We start from the raw sequence: 15195 nt of genomic DNA, 5'->3' as shown, positions 1-15195 counted from the left end.
CCGACCCGCTCGCCCGCCGACTCAGGTGAAGGCCCGCAGCACCAGGACCCAGGCGACGACCGGCGCGCCCACGGCGAGGATGATCGCGAGGACCCGCTGGGCCGCGGCGTGGGCGTAGACCTTGGCGATGACCGCCGCGACCAGGCCGGCCGCGAACACGGCGAGCGAGTACGTCGCGAACGACGCGCTCAGCTGGACGATCTCGGGCGAGCGGGTGATGTTGGCGACGGTCGCCGCCTTGCCGGCCGGGCCCCACGGCGCCGGCAGCGGCACCTGGGCGAGCAGGATGAGCGCGATGCCGAGCAGGTCGGTGCGCCCGTGGCGCGGCCCAGAGGCGACCGCCTCGCGCCGCGTCGCCGCCACCCGTGACGGCGGCACGTGCGGGGGCGGGGGCCGCAGGGCTCGGGGCAGTGTCCAGAGCAGCCCGGGCAGGCCGGTCAGGACGGCGAGGTAGGCGGCGTAGAGCTTCGGGCGGTAGTCGGAGGCGAAGCCGAAGACGGTGACGACGAACGGGGTCGCCTGGACGAGCACCCACACGTACACGGCGAAGGCGAGGACGCCGAAAAGGACGACGGTGACGTCGGACCGTCGGCGGGTTCCTGCTCCGGACATGGCCGCCAGTGTAGGCAGCGCTGGGGCAGGCTCCCGAATGTGCCCGAACGGGTGCAACCCGCCACCTACACTGGCCGCGTGGAGACGACGCGCGGGACCGCCGACGACCTGTTCGACCGCGACCGCGTCGACGGAGACGCGCTCGCCGACGGGGATTCGGGCTCGTCCGGATCCGGTGGGTCCGAGGGCGAGGGACGCGGCCGCAGCGGCCCTGAGGACGGCAGCGGCCGGCGCGAGAAGCGTCGCAACCGCAAGGTGCTCGTCGCCGCGCTCGTGTTGCTGCTCGTGCCGGTCCTCGCCGTCGGGGGCTACCTCGCCTGGCTCAACCACCTGGTGACCGACAACGTCAAGCAGGAGCTGCTGCTGCCCGACGCGTCGGGGCCGGGCGCGCTGCCCACGCTGCCCGACGGCAGCGTCGTGACGCAGCCGGCCGGCAACGGCACCAACTACCTCATCATCGGCAACGACGCCGGGCCCGACCGCGTCGGCGCGCGGTCCGACGTCATGGTGCTCGTGCACATCCCGGCCGACCACTCGCGCGTCACGCTCATCCACTTCCCGCGCGACCTCTACGTCTCGATCCCCGGCCGGGGCAAGAACAAGCTCAACGCCGCGTACGCGTTCGGCGGCGCGCCGCTGCTCGTGCGCACGATGCAGGACCTCCTCGGCGTCCGCGTCGACCACGTGGCAATGCTCGGCTTCGAGCAGTTCAAGAGCATGACCGACGCGGTGGGCGGGGTCGACGTCAACGTCGAGGAGCCGAGCAAGGACGACGGCTACGACTTCAAGGTCGGCACCATGCACATGAATGGCGACATGGCCCTGGCGTTCGTGCGCGAGCGCAAGCAGCTGTCCGAGGGCGACATCTCGCGTGGCCGCCGGCAGCTGGCGTTCATCAAGGCGCTCATGCTCAAGACGCTGAACAAGGACGTCCTGCTCAACCCGGTCAAGCTCGGCCAGTTCGCCGACGCCGCGACGAAGAACCTCACCGTCGACCAGCACCTCGACGTCGGCACGATGCGCTCGGAGGCCCTGGCGCTGCGCGACATCCGCGGCGGCGACATCCGCTTCATCACGGCCCCGTTCACCGGGTTCGGCACTAGCCCGGCCGGCGCGTCGATCGACATCGTCGACGAGGTCAAGATGAAGGACCTCGGCGAGGCCATCCGTAACGACGAGCTCAACGCCTACCAGGACTGACGCCTACCAGGGCTGAGAGCCCGACTCACGGGCTGGGCCGCTTGCTCACGCTGCTGGCCGGCGGCGACAGGCGGGGTCTCAGCGGGTGGGCGGGCGCAGCGCCGCGGCGACGACCCGCAGCACGTCCTCGATGGCGGCGCCCATGAGGGCGTAGGCCTCTGCCCCACGCCCGTACGGGTCGGGGATGTCGGACTCCTCGGCCGGGCGGGCCCGCACGAAGCCCCGGCGGTCGCGCGCGGCCTCGGCGACGCGCGTCACCCACGGCGTCGTGGCCGGCGAGCCGGCGGACGCATCGGCCAGAGCTTCCGCGGCCACGGCGGACAGGTCGGTCTCGGCGAGCAGGTCGGCGAGCTCGCCGAGGGTGAAGGTGCGGCGCAGGACGCGCGGGTTGAGCGCCACGGCATCGGAGCGGTGCTTCTGGGTGGCCGCGACGACGAGGTCGGCCTCGGCGAGGATCGCCGGCGTCAGCTGCCGCGAGGCGAACCGGCCGGCGTCGGCCCCGGCCCGCTCGAGCAGCTCCACCGAGCCGGGCTCGATCGGGGCGCCGACCATGGCCCGGGTGCCGGCGCTCGACACGACGATGCCGGTGTCGCCGAGCAGCTGGGCGAGGCGGCGCTCGATGTACGGCGAGCGGCACACGTTGCCGGTGCACACGATGAGCACGCGACCGGCCGGGACCGAGCCACCGGCGTCGGGCGAACCCGCCGGTTCCAGCGGCCCCGCCGACTCCGGCGACTCCGGCGAGCTCACCGGGCCGCCTGGTCGGCGAGCTCGCGCGAGAAGGCCAGGTACGCGTCCCACGTCGGCAGGAGGCCGGCGGCGGCGGCCTCGTCGAGGGTGGGGGCAGCGGCGTCCTTGGCCGAGACGATCGGCTCTAAACCGGCCGGAAGGTGCAGGCCGACACGCGGGTCGAGCGGGTTGATGCCGCCCTCGGTGGCCGGGTTGAACACCTCGGAGCACAGGTAGACCGCCGTGCCGTCCTCGACGCAGGCCAGCGCGTGCCCGAGCCCCTCGGCGACGTAGACGGCGCGTCGGTCGACGGTGTCGAGCAGCACGGAGTCCCACTCTCCGAAGGTCGGCGACCCGACGCGCAGGTCGACGACGTAGTCGACGAAGACGCCGCTCGTGGCGGTGACGTACTTGGCCTGCGAGGGCGGCACGTCGGCGAAGTGGATGCCGCGCAGGGCACCGGCCCGCGACACCGAGATGTTCGTCTGGCGCACCGCCATCTCGTGCCCGATGGCCCCGGCCAGGTGGTCGACGCGGAAGCCCTCGGCGAACAGCCCTCTGTCGTCGGGGAACTGGCGAGGTGTCACCTCGAACGCGCCGGCGATGCGCAGCGGTCGGATGTCCATGAGGGGTCCTCCGGGTCGTGAGGTCGTGGCGTCAGGGGCGAGCCAAGCGTCGTCAAAGGGCGTCAGTGGGGCGCCGGGCGGCCGCTACGGCGAGTCCTTGCCCTCGTCGAGCAGCCCGTGCAGGTAGCGACCGTAACCGCTCTTGAGCTGCTCCTCGGCATGCGCCCGCAGGCCGTCGTCGTCGAGCCAGCCGTTGCGCCAGGCGATCTCCTCGACGCAGCCGATCTTCTGCCCCTGCCGCGCCTCGACGACGTGGACGAACTGGCTGGCCTCGATGAGGCCCTCGAAGGTGCCGGTGTCGAACCAGGCCGTGCCCCGCGGCAGGACGCTCACCGACAGGGTGCCCCGTCGCAGGTAGGTGTCGTTGACGGCGGTGATCTCGAGCTCGCCGCGGGCGCTGGGCGTCAGGCCCTTGGCGATCTCGACGACGTCGTTGTCGTAGAAGTAGAGGCCGGGCACGGCGAAGCTGCTGCGGGGCCGCTCCGGCTTCTCCTCGATGGACACGACGCGCCCGGTGTCGTCGAACTCGACGACGCCGTAGGCCGTGGGGTCGGCGACGCGGTAGGCGAAGACGTGGCCGCCCGTGAGCGTCGTGTGCTGGGCGAGGCGGGTGCCGAGGCCGGGGCCGAAGAAGATGTTGTCGCCGAGCACGAGGGCGACGCTGTCATCGCCGATGAAGTCGGCGCCGAGGAGGAAGGCCTGGGCCAGGCCGTCGGGGCTCGGCTGCACCGTGTAGCTGATCGACATGCCCCACCGGGAGCCGTCGCCGAGGAGCCGGCTGAACTGGTCGGCGTCCCACGGCGTGGTGATGACGAGCACCTCGCGGATGCCGGCCATCATCAGCGTCGACAGCGGGTAGTAGACCATCGGCTTGTCGTAGACGGGCATCAGCTGCTTGCTGATGCCGCGCGTGATCGGGTGCAGCCGGGTGCCGGTACCGCCGGCGAGCACGATCCCCTTCATGGTCAGCCAGCGTAGGTGAGTCCGCCCGGCCGAGCCGCGGTCCCGCACGCATTCGGACACGGACATTCCCGCCTACACCCCACCGCGCGGAGCTGATGACGCGACGGCATGACGCGCACGAGAACGACCCCATCCCTTCGACGGGGAGGTCGCCGACGAGTCTGCCGACCTCCCCGCGCGCGTCCGGTGCGGCGCCGAAACGAGGAGGTCCTCGTGGCCGCCCTTGTGCGGCTCCTCGTGCACATGGCAGACGACCACCGCAACGTGACGCTGATCAACTTCCCCCGCGACCTCTACGTCTCGATCCCCGTCAAGGGCAAGAACAAGCTCAACCCGGCCTACGCGTTCGGCGGCGCTCCCCTGCTGGTCAGCGGCATGCAGGATTTCGTTGGCATCCGGGTCGACTACATGGCGATGCTCGGATTTGAGGGCTTCAAGAGCATGACCGACGCCGTTGGCGACGTCGACCTCCACGTCGCAGAGGTCAGCAACACCAAGCCTGACGTCTTCTCACCAGCGGCACCATGACCCTGGACGGCGCCATGGCACTCGCGTTCGTCCGCGAGCGCAAGCAGGTCTCGGAGGGCGACATCTCTCGCTGTCAGCGGCAGTTGGCGTTCTCAAGGGACTCATGCTCACGACGCGGCACCAAGAAGTCGTCTCAACCCGGTGCGCCTCAAGGACTTGACCGAGGCCGCGACGAGCACCTCACTATCGACCAGCAGCTAGATGTAATCGGCCGAGCGGGCGACGGATCACCAGGCGGTGCTGGCGCGCCGGCCCATCCCCCGGTAGTCCCAACCGGCATCGGACCACGCCCGCGGGTCGAGGACGTTGCGTCCGTCGATGACGCGCGGGACCGCGACGAGCGTCTTGGTGCGGGCGGGGTCGAGCTGGACATACTCCTTCCACGCGGTCAGGAGGATGACGAGCTCAGCGCCGGCCAGGGCCTCGTCGGTGCTGTCGACGATGTGCAGGTCGGGCCGCTGCCCTCGCACGATGCCGGCTGCGGCGGGGTCGGTGGCCACGACGTGGGCGCCGCGGCCCCAGAGACGTCCGGCGATGTCGAGGGCCGGAGAGTCGCGCACGTCGTCGCTGTCGGGCTTGAACGCGAGGCCGAGCACGGCGACCTTGACGCCGACGAGGCGGCCGCCGGCCATCTCGGAGGCGAGGTCGACGGCGTGGTCGCGGCGGCGCATGTTGATGGAGTCGACCTCGCGCAGGAAGGTGAGCGACTGGTCGACCCCCATCTCGCCGGCCCGGGCCATGAAGGCCCGGATGTCCTTGGGCAGGCAGCCGCCGCCGAAGCCGATGCCGGCCTGGAGGAACTTCGGCCCGATGCGGTCGTCGTGGCCGATCGCCTCGGCCAGCTTGGACACGTCGGCGCCGGCGACGTCGCACAGCTCGGCCATCGAGTTGATGAACGAGATCTTCGTGGCGAGGAAGGAGTTGGCCGCGACCTTGACGAGCTCGGCCGTCGGGTAGTTGAGGAGCAGGCGCGGCGTCTCGGCGGCGATGATCGGCGCGTAGACCTCGTCGAGAAGCGCCCGGCCGACCTCGCCGCGCTCGACGTCGTCCGGCAGGCCGTAGACCACGCGGTCGGGGTGCTTCGTGTCCTTGACGGCGAAGCCCTCGCGGAGGAACTCCGGGTTCCACACGACGACGGCGTCGAGGCCGGCCTCGGCGAACCGGTCGGCCATCGCCTGCGCGGTGCCGACGGGAACCGTCGACTTGCCGACGACGACGATCGGGCCGTCCGGATGGGGCTGGGCGTTGGCGATGATGTCGTCGACGGCCGACCACACGTAGCTCATGTCGGCCGCGTAGCTGCCGCCACGCTGCGGAGTGCCGACAGCGATGAAGTGGACGCGCGCGTCGGCGAGGAGCGTCTTGTCCGTGGTGAAGGCGAGGGTGCCGGCGTCGACACCCTGGCGCAGCAGCGAGGCGAGGCCCGGCTCATGGAACGACGGGATGCCGGCAGCGAGTTTGTCGACCTTCTCCGGGTCGACCTCGACGCCGACGACGTCGTGGCCGAAGTCGGCCATGCACGCGGCGTGGACCGCGCCGAGGTATCCGCATCCGATGACCGAGATCTTCACGCCGGGCAGCATATCGAGGGGTGGGAAACGGCAGGTGGCCGCGAGGTCTCCCCCGCTTCGTTACCCTCGCCTCATGCGCGTCCTCGTGACCGGCGGTGCCGGGTTCATCGGCTCGAACTTCGTGCTCCGGGCACGCGAGACGCGCCCGGACTGGACGCTGACGGTGCTCGACGCCATGACGTATGCGGCCAACCGCAAGTCGCTCGCGCCCGTCCTGGCCGACCTCGGCGGCGACGGCTCGGTACGGCTCGTCGAGGGGTCGGTGGCCGACGCGTCGCTCATCGACCCGCTCGTGGCGAGCCACGACGTCGTCGTGCACTTCGCCGCCGAGTCGCACAACGACAACTCGCTCGACTCGCCGTGGCCGTTCGTCGAGAGCAACGTCGTCGGCACTTTCACGCTGCTCGAGGCGATCCGCCGTCACGACAGGCGCCTCCACCACATCTCGACCGACGAGGTCTACGGCGACCTCAATCTCGACGACCACGAGCGGTTCACCGAGAGTACGCCCGTCAACCCCTCGTCGCCCTACTCCGCGACCAAGGCCGGCGCCGACCTGCTCGTGCGGGCCTGGATCCGCTCGTTCGGCATCAAGGCGACGGTCTCGAACTGCACGAACAACTACGGTCCCCGCCAGCACGTCGAGAAGTTCATTCCGAGGCAGATCACGAACATCCTCGACGGCATCCGGCCCAAGCTCTACGGTTCCGGGCTCAACGTGCGCGACTGGATCCACGTCGACGATCACAACGACGCCGTCATCGCGATCCTCGAGCAGGGCCGGCTCGGCGAGACCTACCTCATCGGCGCCGACGGCGAGCGCGACAACCTCGACATGGTGCGGATACTCCTCGAGATCATGGACCGCCCTGCCGACTGGTTCGACCACGTCGACGACCGACCTGGCCACGACCTCCGCTACGCGATCGATGCGACGAAGCTGCGTCTCGAGACCGACTGGCGTCCGCGGTACGCCGACGTCCGCGCGGGACTCGAGCAGACGGTGGAGTGGTACCGCGCCAACCCCGAGTGGTGGCAGGCGGCCAAGGTCGTGGCCGAGCGCACCTACGCCAGGCTCGGCCGATGACCGGCGTCCCCGACGCGGTCGGCGCCGGCCGCGCGCTCGTGACGGGCGCGAGCGGCATGCTCGCCCACGACCTCGTGCCGGCGCTCCGGGCCGCCGGCTGGGTCGTCACGGCCATGGACCGCGCCGACCTCGACGTCACGGACCCCGCCCAGTGTGTCGCTGCCGTTGAGGGCCATGACCTGGTCGTCAACACCGCGGCGTACACGCGGGTCGACGACGCTGAGACCGACGAGCCCGCGGCCTTCGCCGTCAACGCCGTGGGCGCGGCCAACGTCGCGCGCGCCTGCAGCCGCGGCCATGCGTGCCTCGTGCACGTCTCGACCGACTACGTCTTCGACGGCACCGCGTCCGAGCCCTACACCGTCGACCACCCGGTCGCACCCCGCTCCGCGTACGGGCGCACCAAGGTGGCCGGCGAATGGGCCGTGCGTGCGCTGTGCCCCGAGTCGTGGGTCGTGCGCACGGCGTGGCTCTACGGGGCGGGCGGCCCCAACTTCGTCGCGACGATGCTGCGGCTGGCCTCGGAGCGCGACACCGTGTCGGGCGTCGACGACCAGGTGGGCCAGCCGACCTGGACGGCCGACCTCGCCGACCTCGTCGTGCGCCTGGTGACGGCAGATGCGCCGTACGGCACCCATCACGGCACCTCGAGCGGTGAGACGACATGGTACGGGTTCGCACAAGCGGCTTTCGAGCTAAATGGCCTCGACCCGGAGCGGGTGTTGCCCACCACGTCCTACGCCTTTCCCCGACCCGCTCCACGCCCCGCATGGAGCGTGCTGTCCCACGCGTCGCTCGAGGACGCCGGCGTCGTCCCGATCCGCGACTGGCGCGAAGGGCTCAGGGACTTCTTCGGGGATCTCCACCCCTAGCCGACCCGGCGGACACGGACCTCCGTAGGTTCGTTGGTCGCCGCTCGAGCCGAGCCCCCCGAGGTCCCCCGCCGAACGACATCCCCGCACTACGCTGCGAGGCACGGGCACCGGCCCGGGGTCTTCACGTCGACGTCCGCTGGAGGAGCACGATGTACACCCCCAAGATGAGCTCGCGTCTCGCCGTCGAGGCCCTCGGCACCTTCTGGCTCGTGTTCATCGGCTGCGGGTCGGCGATCTTCAACGGCAAGTTCGTGCGCCAGGAACTCAGCGACTCCGCCCCTGTCCAGCTCGGCATCGGCCACCTCGGCATCGCCCTCGCCTTCGGCCTCGCGGTGACGACGATGGCCTACGCGGTCGGCCACGTGTCGGGCGCACACTTCAACCCCGCGGTGACCATCGGCATCGCGATCGCCCGGCGGTTCGAATGGCGCGAGGTTCCGCTCTACCTCGTCGCCCAGGTCGTCGGCGGCCTGCTCGCCGGCGCAGCCCTGACGGGCCTGTGGACCTCGCAGGGCCTTCCTGCCACCGGCAACCTAGCGGCCAACGGCTACGGGGCCCACTCCCCCGGCGGTTTCGGGCTCGGCGCGGTCCTCGTCGTCGAGGCCCTCGTCACCGCGTTCTTCGTCTACATCATCCTCGGCGCGACCAAGGACGACGCCCCGAAGGGCTTCGCGCCGCTCGCCATCGGCTTCGGCCTCGTCCTGGCGCACCTCGTCGCCATCCCGGTGAGCAACGCCTCGATCAACCCGGCACGCTCCACGGCGGTCGCGTTCTTCAACGGCAACGACGCCCCGGCCCAGCTCTGGGCGTTCTGGGTCGCGCCCATCGTGGGCGGCCTCATCGCCGGCGCGACGTACGCCTGGATCACCGGCGAGGACAAGGCAGACCTCGACATCGACGGCTCGACCGACGACGTCGACAACGCGGCGCGCGACGCCGAAGGACACCCGGTGCTGGACTGACGTCGGCTCGGTCGGCCGTTACATCTGTGGCCTTCATTCGTTCCATATGAAGCACCTCCCTTCTTCGGCTCAATATGAAGGTAAGATCTTCATATGGCAGTCCTGAAGGCTGAGGCTTCACCCGTGGTGCTCATCGGGGACGTCGTCGACTCGCGACTCCACCCCGACCGCCAGCAGCTGCACGACGCCCTCGAGGAGGCGATCGGCGAGGCCAACGCGTCCACGACGCCGCTCGACCCTCTCGTCATCACGCTCGGCGACGAGTTCCAGGGTGTGTTCGCCACCGTCGGCGACGCGCTCACCGCCAGCTTCCGCGTCCGCGCCCACCTGCACCCGCTCGCCGACGTCCGCTTCGGCGTCGGCCGGGGTGAGGTCTCGACGCTCGACCCAGTGCGCGGCGTCCACGACGGCCCCGGCTACTGGGCGGCGCGCGACGCCATCGTCGAGATCGAGGAGCGCGCCACCCGGCCCCGCACCCGGACCGCACGCACCGGCTACTCCCCCGGCGCCTCCGAGGCCGGCGGGGTCGGCCACAACAAGGACGCGCCCGACACGGTGACGGCCCTGCGCGCCGCGCTCGACTGTCTGGACTTCATGGTTGGGTCGATGTCGACGACGACGCGCGACATCCTCGGAGGACTCATGGACGGCCAGAGCCAGCACGATGTCGCGGCGCGGCTCGGCATCAGCGCGTCCGCGGTGTCGCAGCGGGTGCGACGCGACGGCGTCGGCGTCGCCCTCGACGCCATGGCTGCCCTCGGGCGGCTGTCGTGACCTGGCTGTCGGTCGTGCTCGTCGGGCTCGGGGTCGCCGACCTCGTCCGCTCCTCGTCCTGGCGCTGGTCGCGGCTCGTCGCCCATGTGGCCGCGCCAGTGGTGGTCGCCGCCCTCGCCTGGGTCGCCGGCCTGACGTCGTGGGCCGACGTCATCGCCCTCGCACTCGCCCTCGCCGGCTGTGCGGGGTGGATGGAGCTGTCACGCCACGCGCAGCGCACCGGCCGCCGCGCGCTCGAGGCGCTGGCCGCCTTCGCCGTGGTCGTGGTCGGCCTGATCCTATTCTCCGGCGCCGCCAGCACGCCCGACGGAGCCCTCGCGACGTGGCTGCACTGGGCCGACCTCCCCGGCAGCACATCGCACTCGCCCGCCCGCGTCCTGCTCGTGGCCGGTCTCATCGCCTTCAACATCGCCACGGCGAACGTCATCGTGCGCCTGATCCTGCTCACGATCGGAGCCCTGCGACCCGACCAGGTCGCCGCTCCCCCCGTGCCCGACCCCGCGGACCGTCTCAAGGGCGGCCGGCTCCTCGGGCCCATGGAACGTCTCGTGATCCTCGGCCTCGGCCTCGCGGGCGAGCTCGGCGCGGCCGGCTTCGTCATCGCCGCCAAGGGGCTGCTCCGTTTCCCCGAAGTGCAGGCGGCAGCTCGCGGCGGGTCCCGGAGCGGGTCGGGCAGCTACACCGGGGGCCCTGCCGGTATCGACGACGTCACCGAGTACTTCCTCGTCGGCAGCTTCGTCAGCTGGATCCTCGCCCTCGCCACACTCGCCCTCGGTCGCTGACGCCGCCCCACCCACTCCACCGCGCCGGAGGGCCGATACCGACCCGGTGTACCGTCGAGTTACTGGTTCCGCCTCGGGGCCGCACCGAAAGCGGGTCGCATGACCGACAGCCCATTGTCAGCCTCGACGACCTCGGTGACCCCGTCAGCCGCGCATCGATGAGCGGCCACGAGCCGACCGGCCTCGCCCCCGGAGAGCGGGCCTCGAGGCTCGGGCACTACGACATCGTCGTCGAGAGCTCCGCCGTCGGCGCCCAGTGGTTCGCCTCGTGCATCTGCGGATGGGTGTCGCCGCTGCGGCCCTTGCACGGCAACGCCATCGAGGACGCGATCACCCACCTGCGCGCCGCGCTGCGAGAGTGGGAGCGGACGGGTCGACCCGTGCCCACCGAGCGGCCCGAGCTCGCGCGGCCCGAGCTGCGGATGGCGGCCCGGTACCCGCACTACGGCGCGAAGCGGTCCAAGCCGCCGACCCCGGTGTCGCGGTACCGGCGCCCGCCCGCCGCGTCCTGACCCGGACGCCGGGACCGCTGGCGCACGAACACGCCATGGCCGCGGCCGGGTGACCAAGGCCGCACCCGGGCGGCACCAAGCGGCCGCACACACGCTGGTAGCGTCGGAGCGTCCACGCGCCAGACCGATGTGAAGGGCCATCCCCGTGAGCACTACCCCCGTCAAGGTCGCCGTCACCGGCGCCGCCGGCCAGATCGGCTACAGCCTCCTGTTCCGCATCGCCAGCGGTGCGCTGCTCGGGCCCGACACCCCCGTGGAGCTGCGACTCCTCGAGATCACCCCGGCGCTCAAGGCGCTCGAGGGCGTCGTCATGGAGCTCGACGACTGCGCCTTCCCGACGCTCGCCGGAGTCCAGATCGGCGACGACGCGAAGAAGGTCTTCGACGGCGTCAACCACGCCCTCCTCGTCGGCGCCCGTCCCCGCGGCCCGGGCATGGAGCGCGGCGACCTGCTCGAGGCCAACGGCGGCATCTTCGCCCCGCAGGGCAAGGCCCTCAACGAGGTCGCGGCCGACGACATCCGCGTCACGGTCACCGGCAACCCGGCCAACACCAATGCGCTCATCGCCATGAGCAACGCCCCCGACATCCCCACCGAGCGCTTCTCGGCCCTGACGCGTCTGGACCACAACCGCGCGATCAGCCAGCTCGCCGCCAAGCTCGGCGTGCCGGTCACCGAGATCAGGAAGATGACGATCTGGGGCAACCACTCGGCCACGCAGTACCCCGACCTCTTCCACGCAGAGGTCAGCGGCAAGAACGCCGCCGAGACCGTGGGCGACCAGGACTGGCTCGCCGGCACCTTCATCCCCACCGTCGCCAAGCGCGGCGCGGCCATCATCGAGGCGCGCGGCGCCTCCTCGGCCGCCTCCGCGGCGTCGGCCACCATCGACCACGCCCGCACGTGGGTCGAGGGCACCGCCGACGGCGACTGGGTCTCCATGGCGGTCCGCTCCGACGGTTCGTACGGCGTCGAGGAGGGGCTCATCTCCTCCTTCCCCGTCACGGTCGAGGACGGCGCCTGGAGCATCGTGCAGGGCCTCGACATCGACGAGTTCTCCCGCGGCAAGATCGACGCCTCGGTGGCCGAGCTCGCCGAGGAGCGCGACGCCGTCAAGGGCCTGGGCCTCATCTGAGCCGCACCCCTCGCAGCATCGGGCGGGCGCCGGTCACCACCAGGTGGCCGGCGCCCGTTCGCATTCCCTTCACCGACAAGGCAATCCGTCGGCACCGCTCCTGCACATCGAGAGAGCACCCAGCCACATGCGTCACGCGTCGGACGTGACGCCTGTGGCTCAGTGCTCACTCGATGGGAAGGGAGGGACCCGCCGAGCTGGACGCCTCGGAGGCGGCGACATCGTGGTCTGACGACGCTCGGGTCAGCGAGAGGTGCGCTCGACCGACGTGCGGCTCGGGCCCTCGGTCGCTACGTTGACCGTGGCCGAGGCGATGAGCACGCCGATGCCGAGGACGAGCAGGATGACGACGTCGAGGGCGCGCGAGCGCACGTTGAGGCCACCCGCCTTGCGCGCCGGCCTTGCGATGAGGCGGATGACGGCACCGATGCCGAACGCCGCCGCCATGACGCGACCGCCCCACCGGACGTCGTAGAAGCCCATCATCAGCACGCCGATCGCCGCGAGGCCCGCGACGAGGTACCACCAGCTGAGGACGACGAACCCGCTACCCCGCCACTGCATCGACGCTGCTCAGCGGCGGGCGCCGGCGACCGACGCCTCCGCGGCCGCGACGATGTTCGTCAGCAGCAGCGCTCGGGTCATCGGACCGACGCCGCCGGGGTTGGGGCTGACCCAGCCGGCGACCTCGGCGACCTCGGGGGCGACGTCGCCGGCGACCTTGCCGTCGACGCGGCTGACGCCGACGTCGAGCACCGCCGCACCGGGCTTGACCATCTCGGCCGTGATGATGCCGGGCACACCGGCCGCGGCGATGACGATGTCGGCCTGGCGCACCTCGGCGGCGAGGTCCTTGGTGCCGGTGTGGCACAGGGTCACCGTGGCGTTCTCGCTCTTGCGGGTCAGGATGAGGCCGAGCGGGCGACCGACCGTCAGGCCGCGACCCACGACGACGACCTTCGCGCCGGCGATCTGCACGTCGTGGCGGCGCAGCAGCTCGATGCAGCCCATCGGGGTGCACGGGAGCGGCGCCTTCTTGCCGAGGACGAGCCAGCCGAGGTTCGTCGGGTGCAGGCCGTCGACGTCCTTGCGGGGGTCGACGCGCGAGAGCAGGGCCATCTCGTCGAGGCCGGTGGGCTGCTGGACGAGGAAGCCGGTGCAGGCGGGGTCGGCGTTGAGCTCGTCGATGACGGCCTCGACCTCGGCCTGGGTGGCCGTGGCCGGCAGGTCGCGGCGTAGGCTCGTGATGCCGATCTCGGCGCAGTCCTTGTGCTTGGCGTTGACGTACCAGTGGCTGCCCGGGTCGTCGCCGACGAGGACCGTGCCGAGCCCGGGGACGACCCCCTGCTCGGCGAGCCGCGCCACCCGCTCGGCCAGCTCGGCCTTGATCGTCTTGAGGGTCGCCTTGCCGTCGAGGATGCGTGCCGTCACGGGTGACATCCTGCCACGGCCCACGGTGCGGGCCCCGCCGCTCCTGCGCCGCCGTGGCCTCCCCCAGGCCTCGCTCAGGGCCTCGCTCAGCCGGCGAGGTCCTCGAGCGGGACGTCGGGGTCGGCCAGCCGGTCGCGGTCGACGACGGTGCGCTCGCGCACGAGCTTCTGGACGGCGTCGATGGTGTCCCAGACGTTGACGTGCATGCCCGCGAGCACGCGCACGCCCTTCCCCTCGGGCACGACCCAGAACGCCATGAACTCGTTGCTCTCGGGTTTGCCGCGCAGCAGGACCTCGGCGCCGGAGTCGCGCGGCACGTACCCGGCGTACTCGAGCCCCACGTCGTACTGGTCGGAGAAGAAGAACGGGATCGGGTCGTAGGTCTGCTGGCCGGTGGCCATCGATCGGCCGGCCGCGAGCCCGCCGTCGTTGGCGTTGGCCCAGTGCTCGACGCGGACGTTGGTGCCGAGCGTCGTGCTGTGCCAGTTCGCGACGTCGCCGGCGGCCCAGACGCCGTCGGCCGAGGTGCGCAGGGCGGCGTCGGTGACGATGCCGTTGTCGACGTCGATGCCGGCGCCGTCGGCCAGCCCGGTGTTGGGGGTGATGCCGACCCCGACGACGACGGCGTCGGCGGGGATCCGGTCGCCGGTGCTCGTGACGACGGCCTCGACGCGCCCGTCCCCCTCGAGGCGGTCGACGCCCTCGCCGAAGCGGAACTCGACGCCGTGGCCGCGGTGCAGGTCGGCGAACCAGCCGCCGATGGTGTCGCCCATGACGGCGTTGAGCGGGGTGGGCTGCGGCTCGACGACCGTGACCGACGCGCCGGCGTCGGCCGCGGCGGAGGCGACCTCGAGACCGATCCAGCCAGCCCCGACGATGACGATGCGGGCGCCCTTGGTCAGCTGCGCCTTGAGTGCCTCGGACTCCTGCATCTCGCGCAGGTACAGCACGCCGGGCAGGTCGGCGCCGGGAACGGTGAGCGGACGGGCCGACGAACCGGTGGCGAGCAGGAGCCTGTCGTAGCCTAGGACGGTCCCGTCGCGGAGCGTCACGGTGTGAGCGCCGGTGTCGAGCGAGGTGGCCGGGGCGGCGAGCCGCAGGTCGACGCCCTGCTCGGCGTACCACGCCTCGTCGTGCGGGAAGACCGACGCCGGTTCGTCCTCTCCCTTGAGCACGCCCTTGGACAGCGGCGGTCGCTCGTAGGGCAGGCGGTCCTCCTCGGTGACCAGGACGATGGAGCCCTTCTCGTCGCTCTCGCGGATGCCCTCGACCGCCTTGGCGGCGGCGAGGCCCCCGCCGACGATGACGTAGGTGGCGTGCTCGCCCTGCGGTGTCGTCGTGTCGCTCATGCCCGCCTCATACCCTCGCTGCGGCCCGTGCGGCCGCCCTCGCTCATGGCACTCATGGG

General features: G+C 71.6%; 17 protein-coding genes. 9 read left to right on the top strand and 8 right to left on the bottom strand.

Annotated features, from left to right (window positions below; genetic code table 11):
* Window positions 1–21 precede the first annotated feature (21 nt).
* Window positions 22–612, bottom strand: a complete 591-nt coding sequence (locus AC3A5R_RS14980; protein WP_487621564.1) for a hypothetical protein — start codon at window positions 610–612, stop codon at window positions 22–24.
* Window positions 613–690: 78 nt separating this feature from the next.
* Here AC3A5R_RS14980 and AC3A5R_RS14975 point away from each other — a divergent pair, with 78 nt between their 5' ends.
* A complete protein-coding gene (locus AC3A5R_RS14975) occupies window positions 691–1812 on the top strand; it encodes an LCP family protein (RefSeq protein ID WP_487621563.1) in 1122 nt (373 codons plus the stop codon).
* A 78-nt stretch (window positions 1813–1890) separates the two neighbouring features.
* Here AC3A5R_RS14975 and AC3A5R_RS14970 read toward each other — a convergent pair whose 3' ends face one another.
* The 3 genes from AC3A5R_RS14970 to rfbA all read right to left on the bottom strand — a co-directional run bounded on the left by AC3A5R_RS14970 (window position 1891) and on the right by rfbA (window position 4130).
* Window positions 1891–2562 (bottom strand): arsenate reductase/protein-tyrosine-phosphatase family protein, encoded by a 672-nt coding sequence (locus AC3A5R_RS14970; RefSeq protein WP_487621562.1) that lies wholly within the window; start codon window positions 2560–2562, stop codon window positions 1891–1893.
* Window positions 2559–3167: a dTDP-4-dehydrorhamnose 3,5-epimerase family protein gene (locus AC3A5R_RS14965; protein WP_487621561.1), complete on the bottom strand. Its 609-nt coding sequence runs from the start codon at window positions 3165–3167 to the stop codon at window positions 2559–2561. Before AC3A5R_RS14965 ends, AC3A5R_RS14970 begins: the two co-directional genes overlap by 4 nt.
* Window positions 3168–3251: 84 nt before the next feature.
* Window positions 3252–4130 carry a glucose-1-phosphate thymidylyltransferase RfbA gene (rfbA, locus tag AC3A5R_RS14960; protein ID WP_487621560.1) on the bottom strand — a complete coding sequence of 293 codons (879 nt, stop codon included), beginning with the start codon at window positions 4128–4130 and terminating at the stop codon, window positions 3252–3254.
* Between the two features lie 213 nt (window positions 4131–4343).
* Here rfbA and AC3A5R_RS14955 point away from each other — a divergent pair, with 213 nt between their 5' ends.
* Complete coding sequence (locus AC3A5R_RS14955) at window positions 4344–4658, top strand: LCP family protein (RefSeq protein ID WP_487621559.1); 315 nt, start codon at window positions 4344–4346, stop codon at window positions 4656–4658.
* A gap of 227 nt (window positions 4659–4885) precedes the next feature.
* Here AC3A5R_RS14955 and AC3A5R_RS14950 read toward each other — a convergent pair whose 3' ends face one another.
* On the bottom strand, window positions 4886–6229 hold the full coding sequence (locus AC3A5R_RS14950; RefSeq protein ID WP_487621558.1) for a UDP-glucose dehydrogenase family protein: 1344 nt from the start codon (window positions 6227–6229) through the stop codon (window positions 4886–4888).
* Window positions 6230–6302: 73 nt separating this feature from the next.
* Here AC3A5R_RS14950 and rfbB point away from each other — a divergent pair, with 73 nt between their 5' ends.
* The 7 genes from rfbB to AC3A5R_RS14915 all read left to right on the top strand — a co-directional run bounded on the left by rfbB (window position 6303) and on the right by AC3A5R_RS14915 (window position 12356).
* Window positions 6303–7316, top strand: coding sequence for a dTDP-glucose 4,6-dehydratase (rfbB, locus tag AC3A5R_RS14945; RefSeq protein ID WP_487621557.1), 1014 nt, complete (start codon window positions 6303–6305; stop codon window positions 7314–7316).
* A complete protein-coding gene (gene rfbD / locus AC3A5R_RS14940) occupies window positions 7313–8188 on the top strand; it encodes a dTDP-4-dehydrorhamnose reductase (protein ID WP_487621617.1) in 876 nt (291 codons plus the stop codon). The genes rfbB and rfbD overlap by 4 nt, the downstream gene beginning before the upstream one ends.
* A 152-nt stretch (window positions 8189–8340) precedes the next feature.
* Entirely contained in the window at window positions 8341–9153 is an 813-nt protein-coding gene (gene aqpZ / locus AC3A5R_RS14935) for an aquaporin Z (RefSeq protein ID WP_487621556.1), read from the top strand.
* Window positions 9154–9276: 123 nt separating this feature from the next.
* Window positions 9277–9927 carry a SatD family protein gene (locus AC3A5R_RS14930; protein WP_487621555.1) on the top strand — a complete coding sequence of 217 codons (651 nt, stop codon included), beginning with the start codon at window positions 9277–9279 and terminating at the stop codon, window positions 9925–9927.
* Entirely contained in the window at window positions 9924–10709 is a 786-nt protein-coding gene (locus tag AC3A5R_RS14925; protein WP_487621554.1) for a hypothetical protein, read from the top strand. The genes AC3A5R_RS14930 and AC3A5R_RS14925 overlap by 4 nt, the downstream gene beginning before the upstream one ends.
* 158 nt (window positions 10710–10867) lie before the next feature.
* Window positions 10868–11221: a hypothetical protein gene (locus AC3A5R_RS14920; protein ID WP_487621553.1), complete on the top strand. Its 354-nt coding sequence runs from the start codon at window positions 10868–10870 to the stop codon at window positions 11219–11221.
* A 145-nt stretch (window positions 11222–11366) separates the two neighbouring features.
* Complete coding sequence (locus AC3A5R_RS14915) at window positions 11367–12356, top strand: malate dehydrogenase (RefSeq protein WP_487621552.1); 990 nt, start codon at window positions 11367–11369, stop codon at window positions 12354–12356.
* Window positions 12357–12599: 243 nt separating this feature from the next.
* Here AC3A5R_RS14915 and AC3A5R_RS14910 read toward each other — a convergent pair whose 3' ends face one another.
* The 3 genes from AC3A5R_RS14910 to AC3A5R_RS14900 form a co-directional block, all read right to left on the bottom strand.
* The gene (locus AC3A5R_RS14910) at window positions 12600–12920 is read right to left on the bottom strand and encodes a DUF3017 domain-containing protein (RefSeq protein ID WP_487621551.1); all 321 of its coding nucleotides are present in this window, start codon (window positions 12918–12920) and stop codon (window positions 12600–12602) included.
* A 9-nt stretch (window positions 12921–12929) separates the two neighbouring features.
* Window positions 12930–13787, bottom strand: a complete 858-nt coding sequence (locus tag AC3A5R_RS14905; protein ID WP_487621550.1) for a bifunctional methylenetetrahydrofolate dehydrogenase/methenyltetrahydrofolate cyclohydrolase — start codon at window positions 13785–13787, stop codon at window positions 12930–12932.
* An 86-nt stretch (window positions 13788–13873) separates the two neighbouring features.
* Window positions 13874–15136 (bottom strand): NAD(P)/FAD-dependent oxidoreductase, encoded by a 1263-nt coding sequence (locus AC3A5R_RS14900; RefSeq protein ID WP_487621549.1) that lies wholly within the window; start codon window positions 15134–15136, stop codon window positions 13874–13876.
* Window positions 15137–15195: the final 59 nt, after the last annotated feature.

The organism is Intrasporangium sp. Soil_C_50 (genome assembly GCF_057656595.1).
This window is presented reverse-complemented; position numbering and strand designations above follow the sequence as displayed.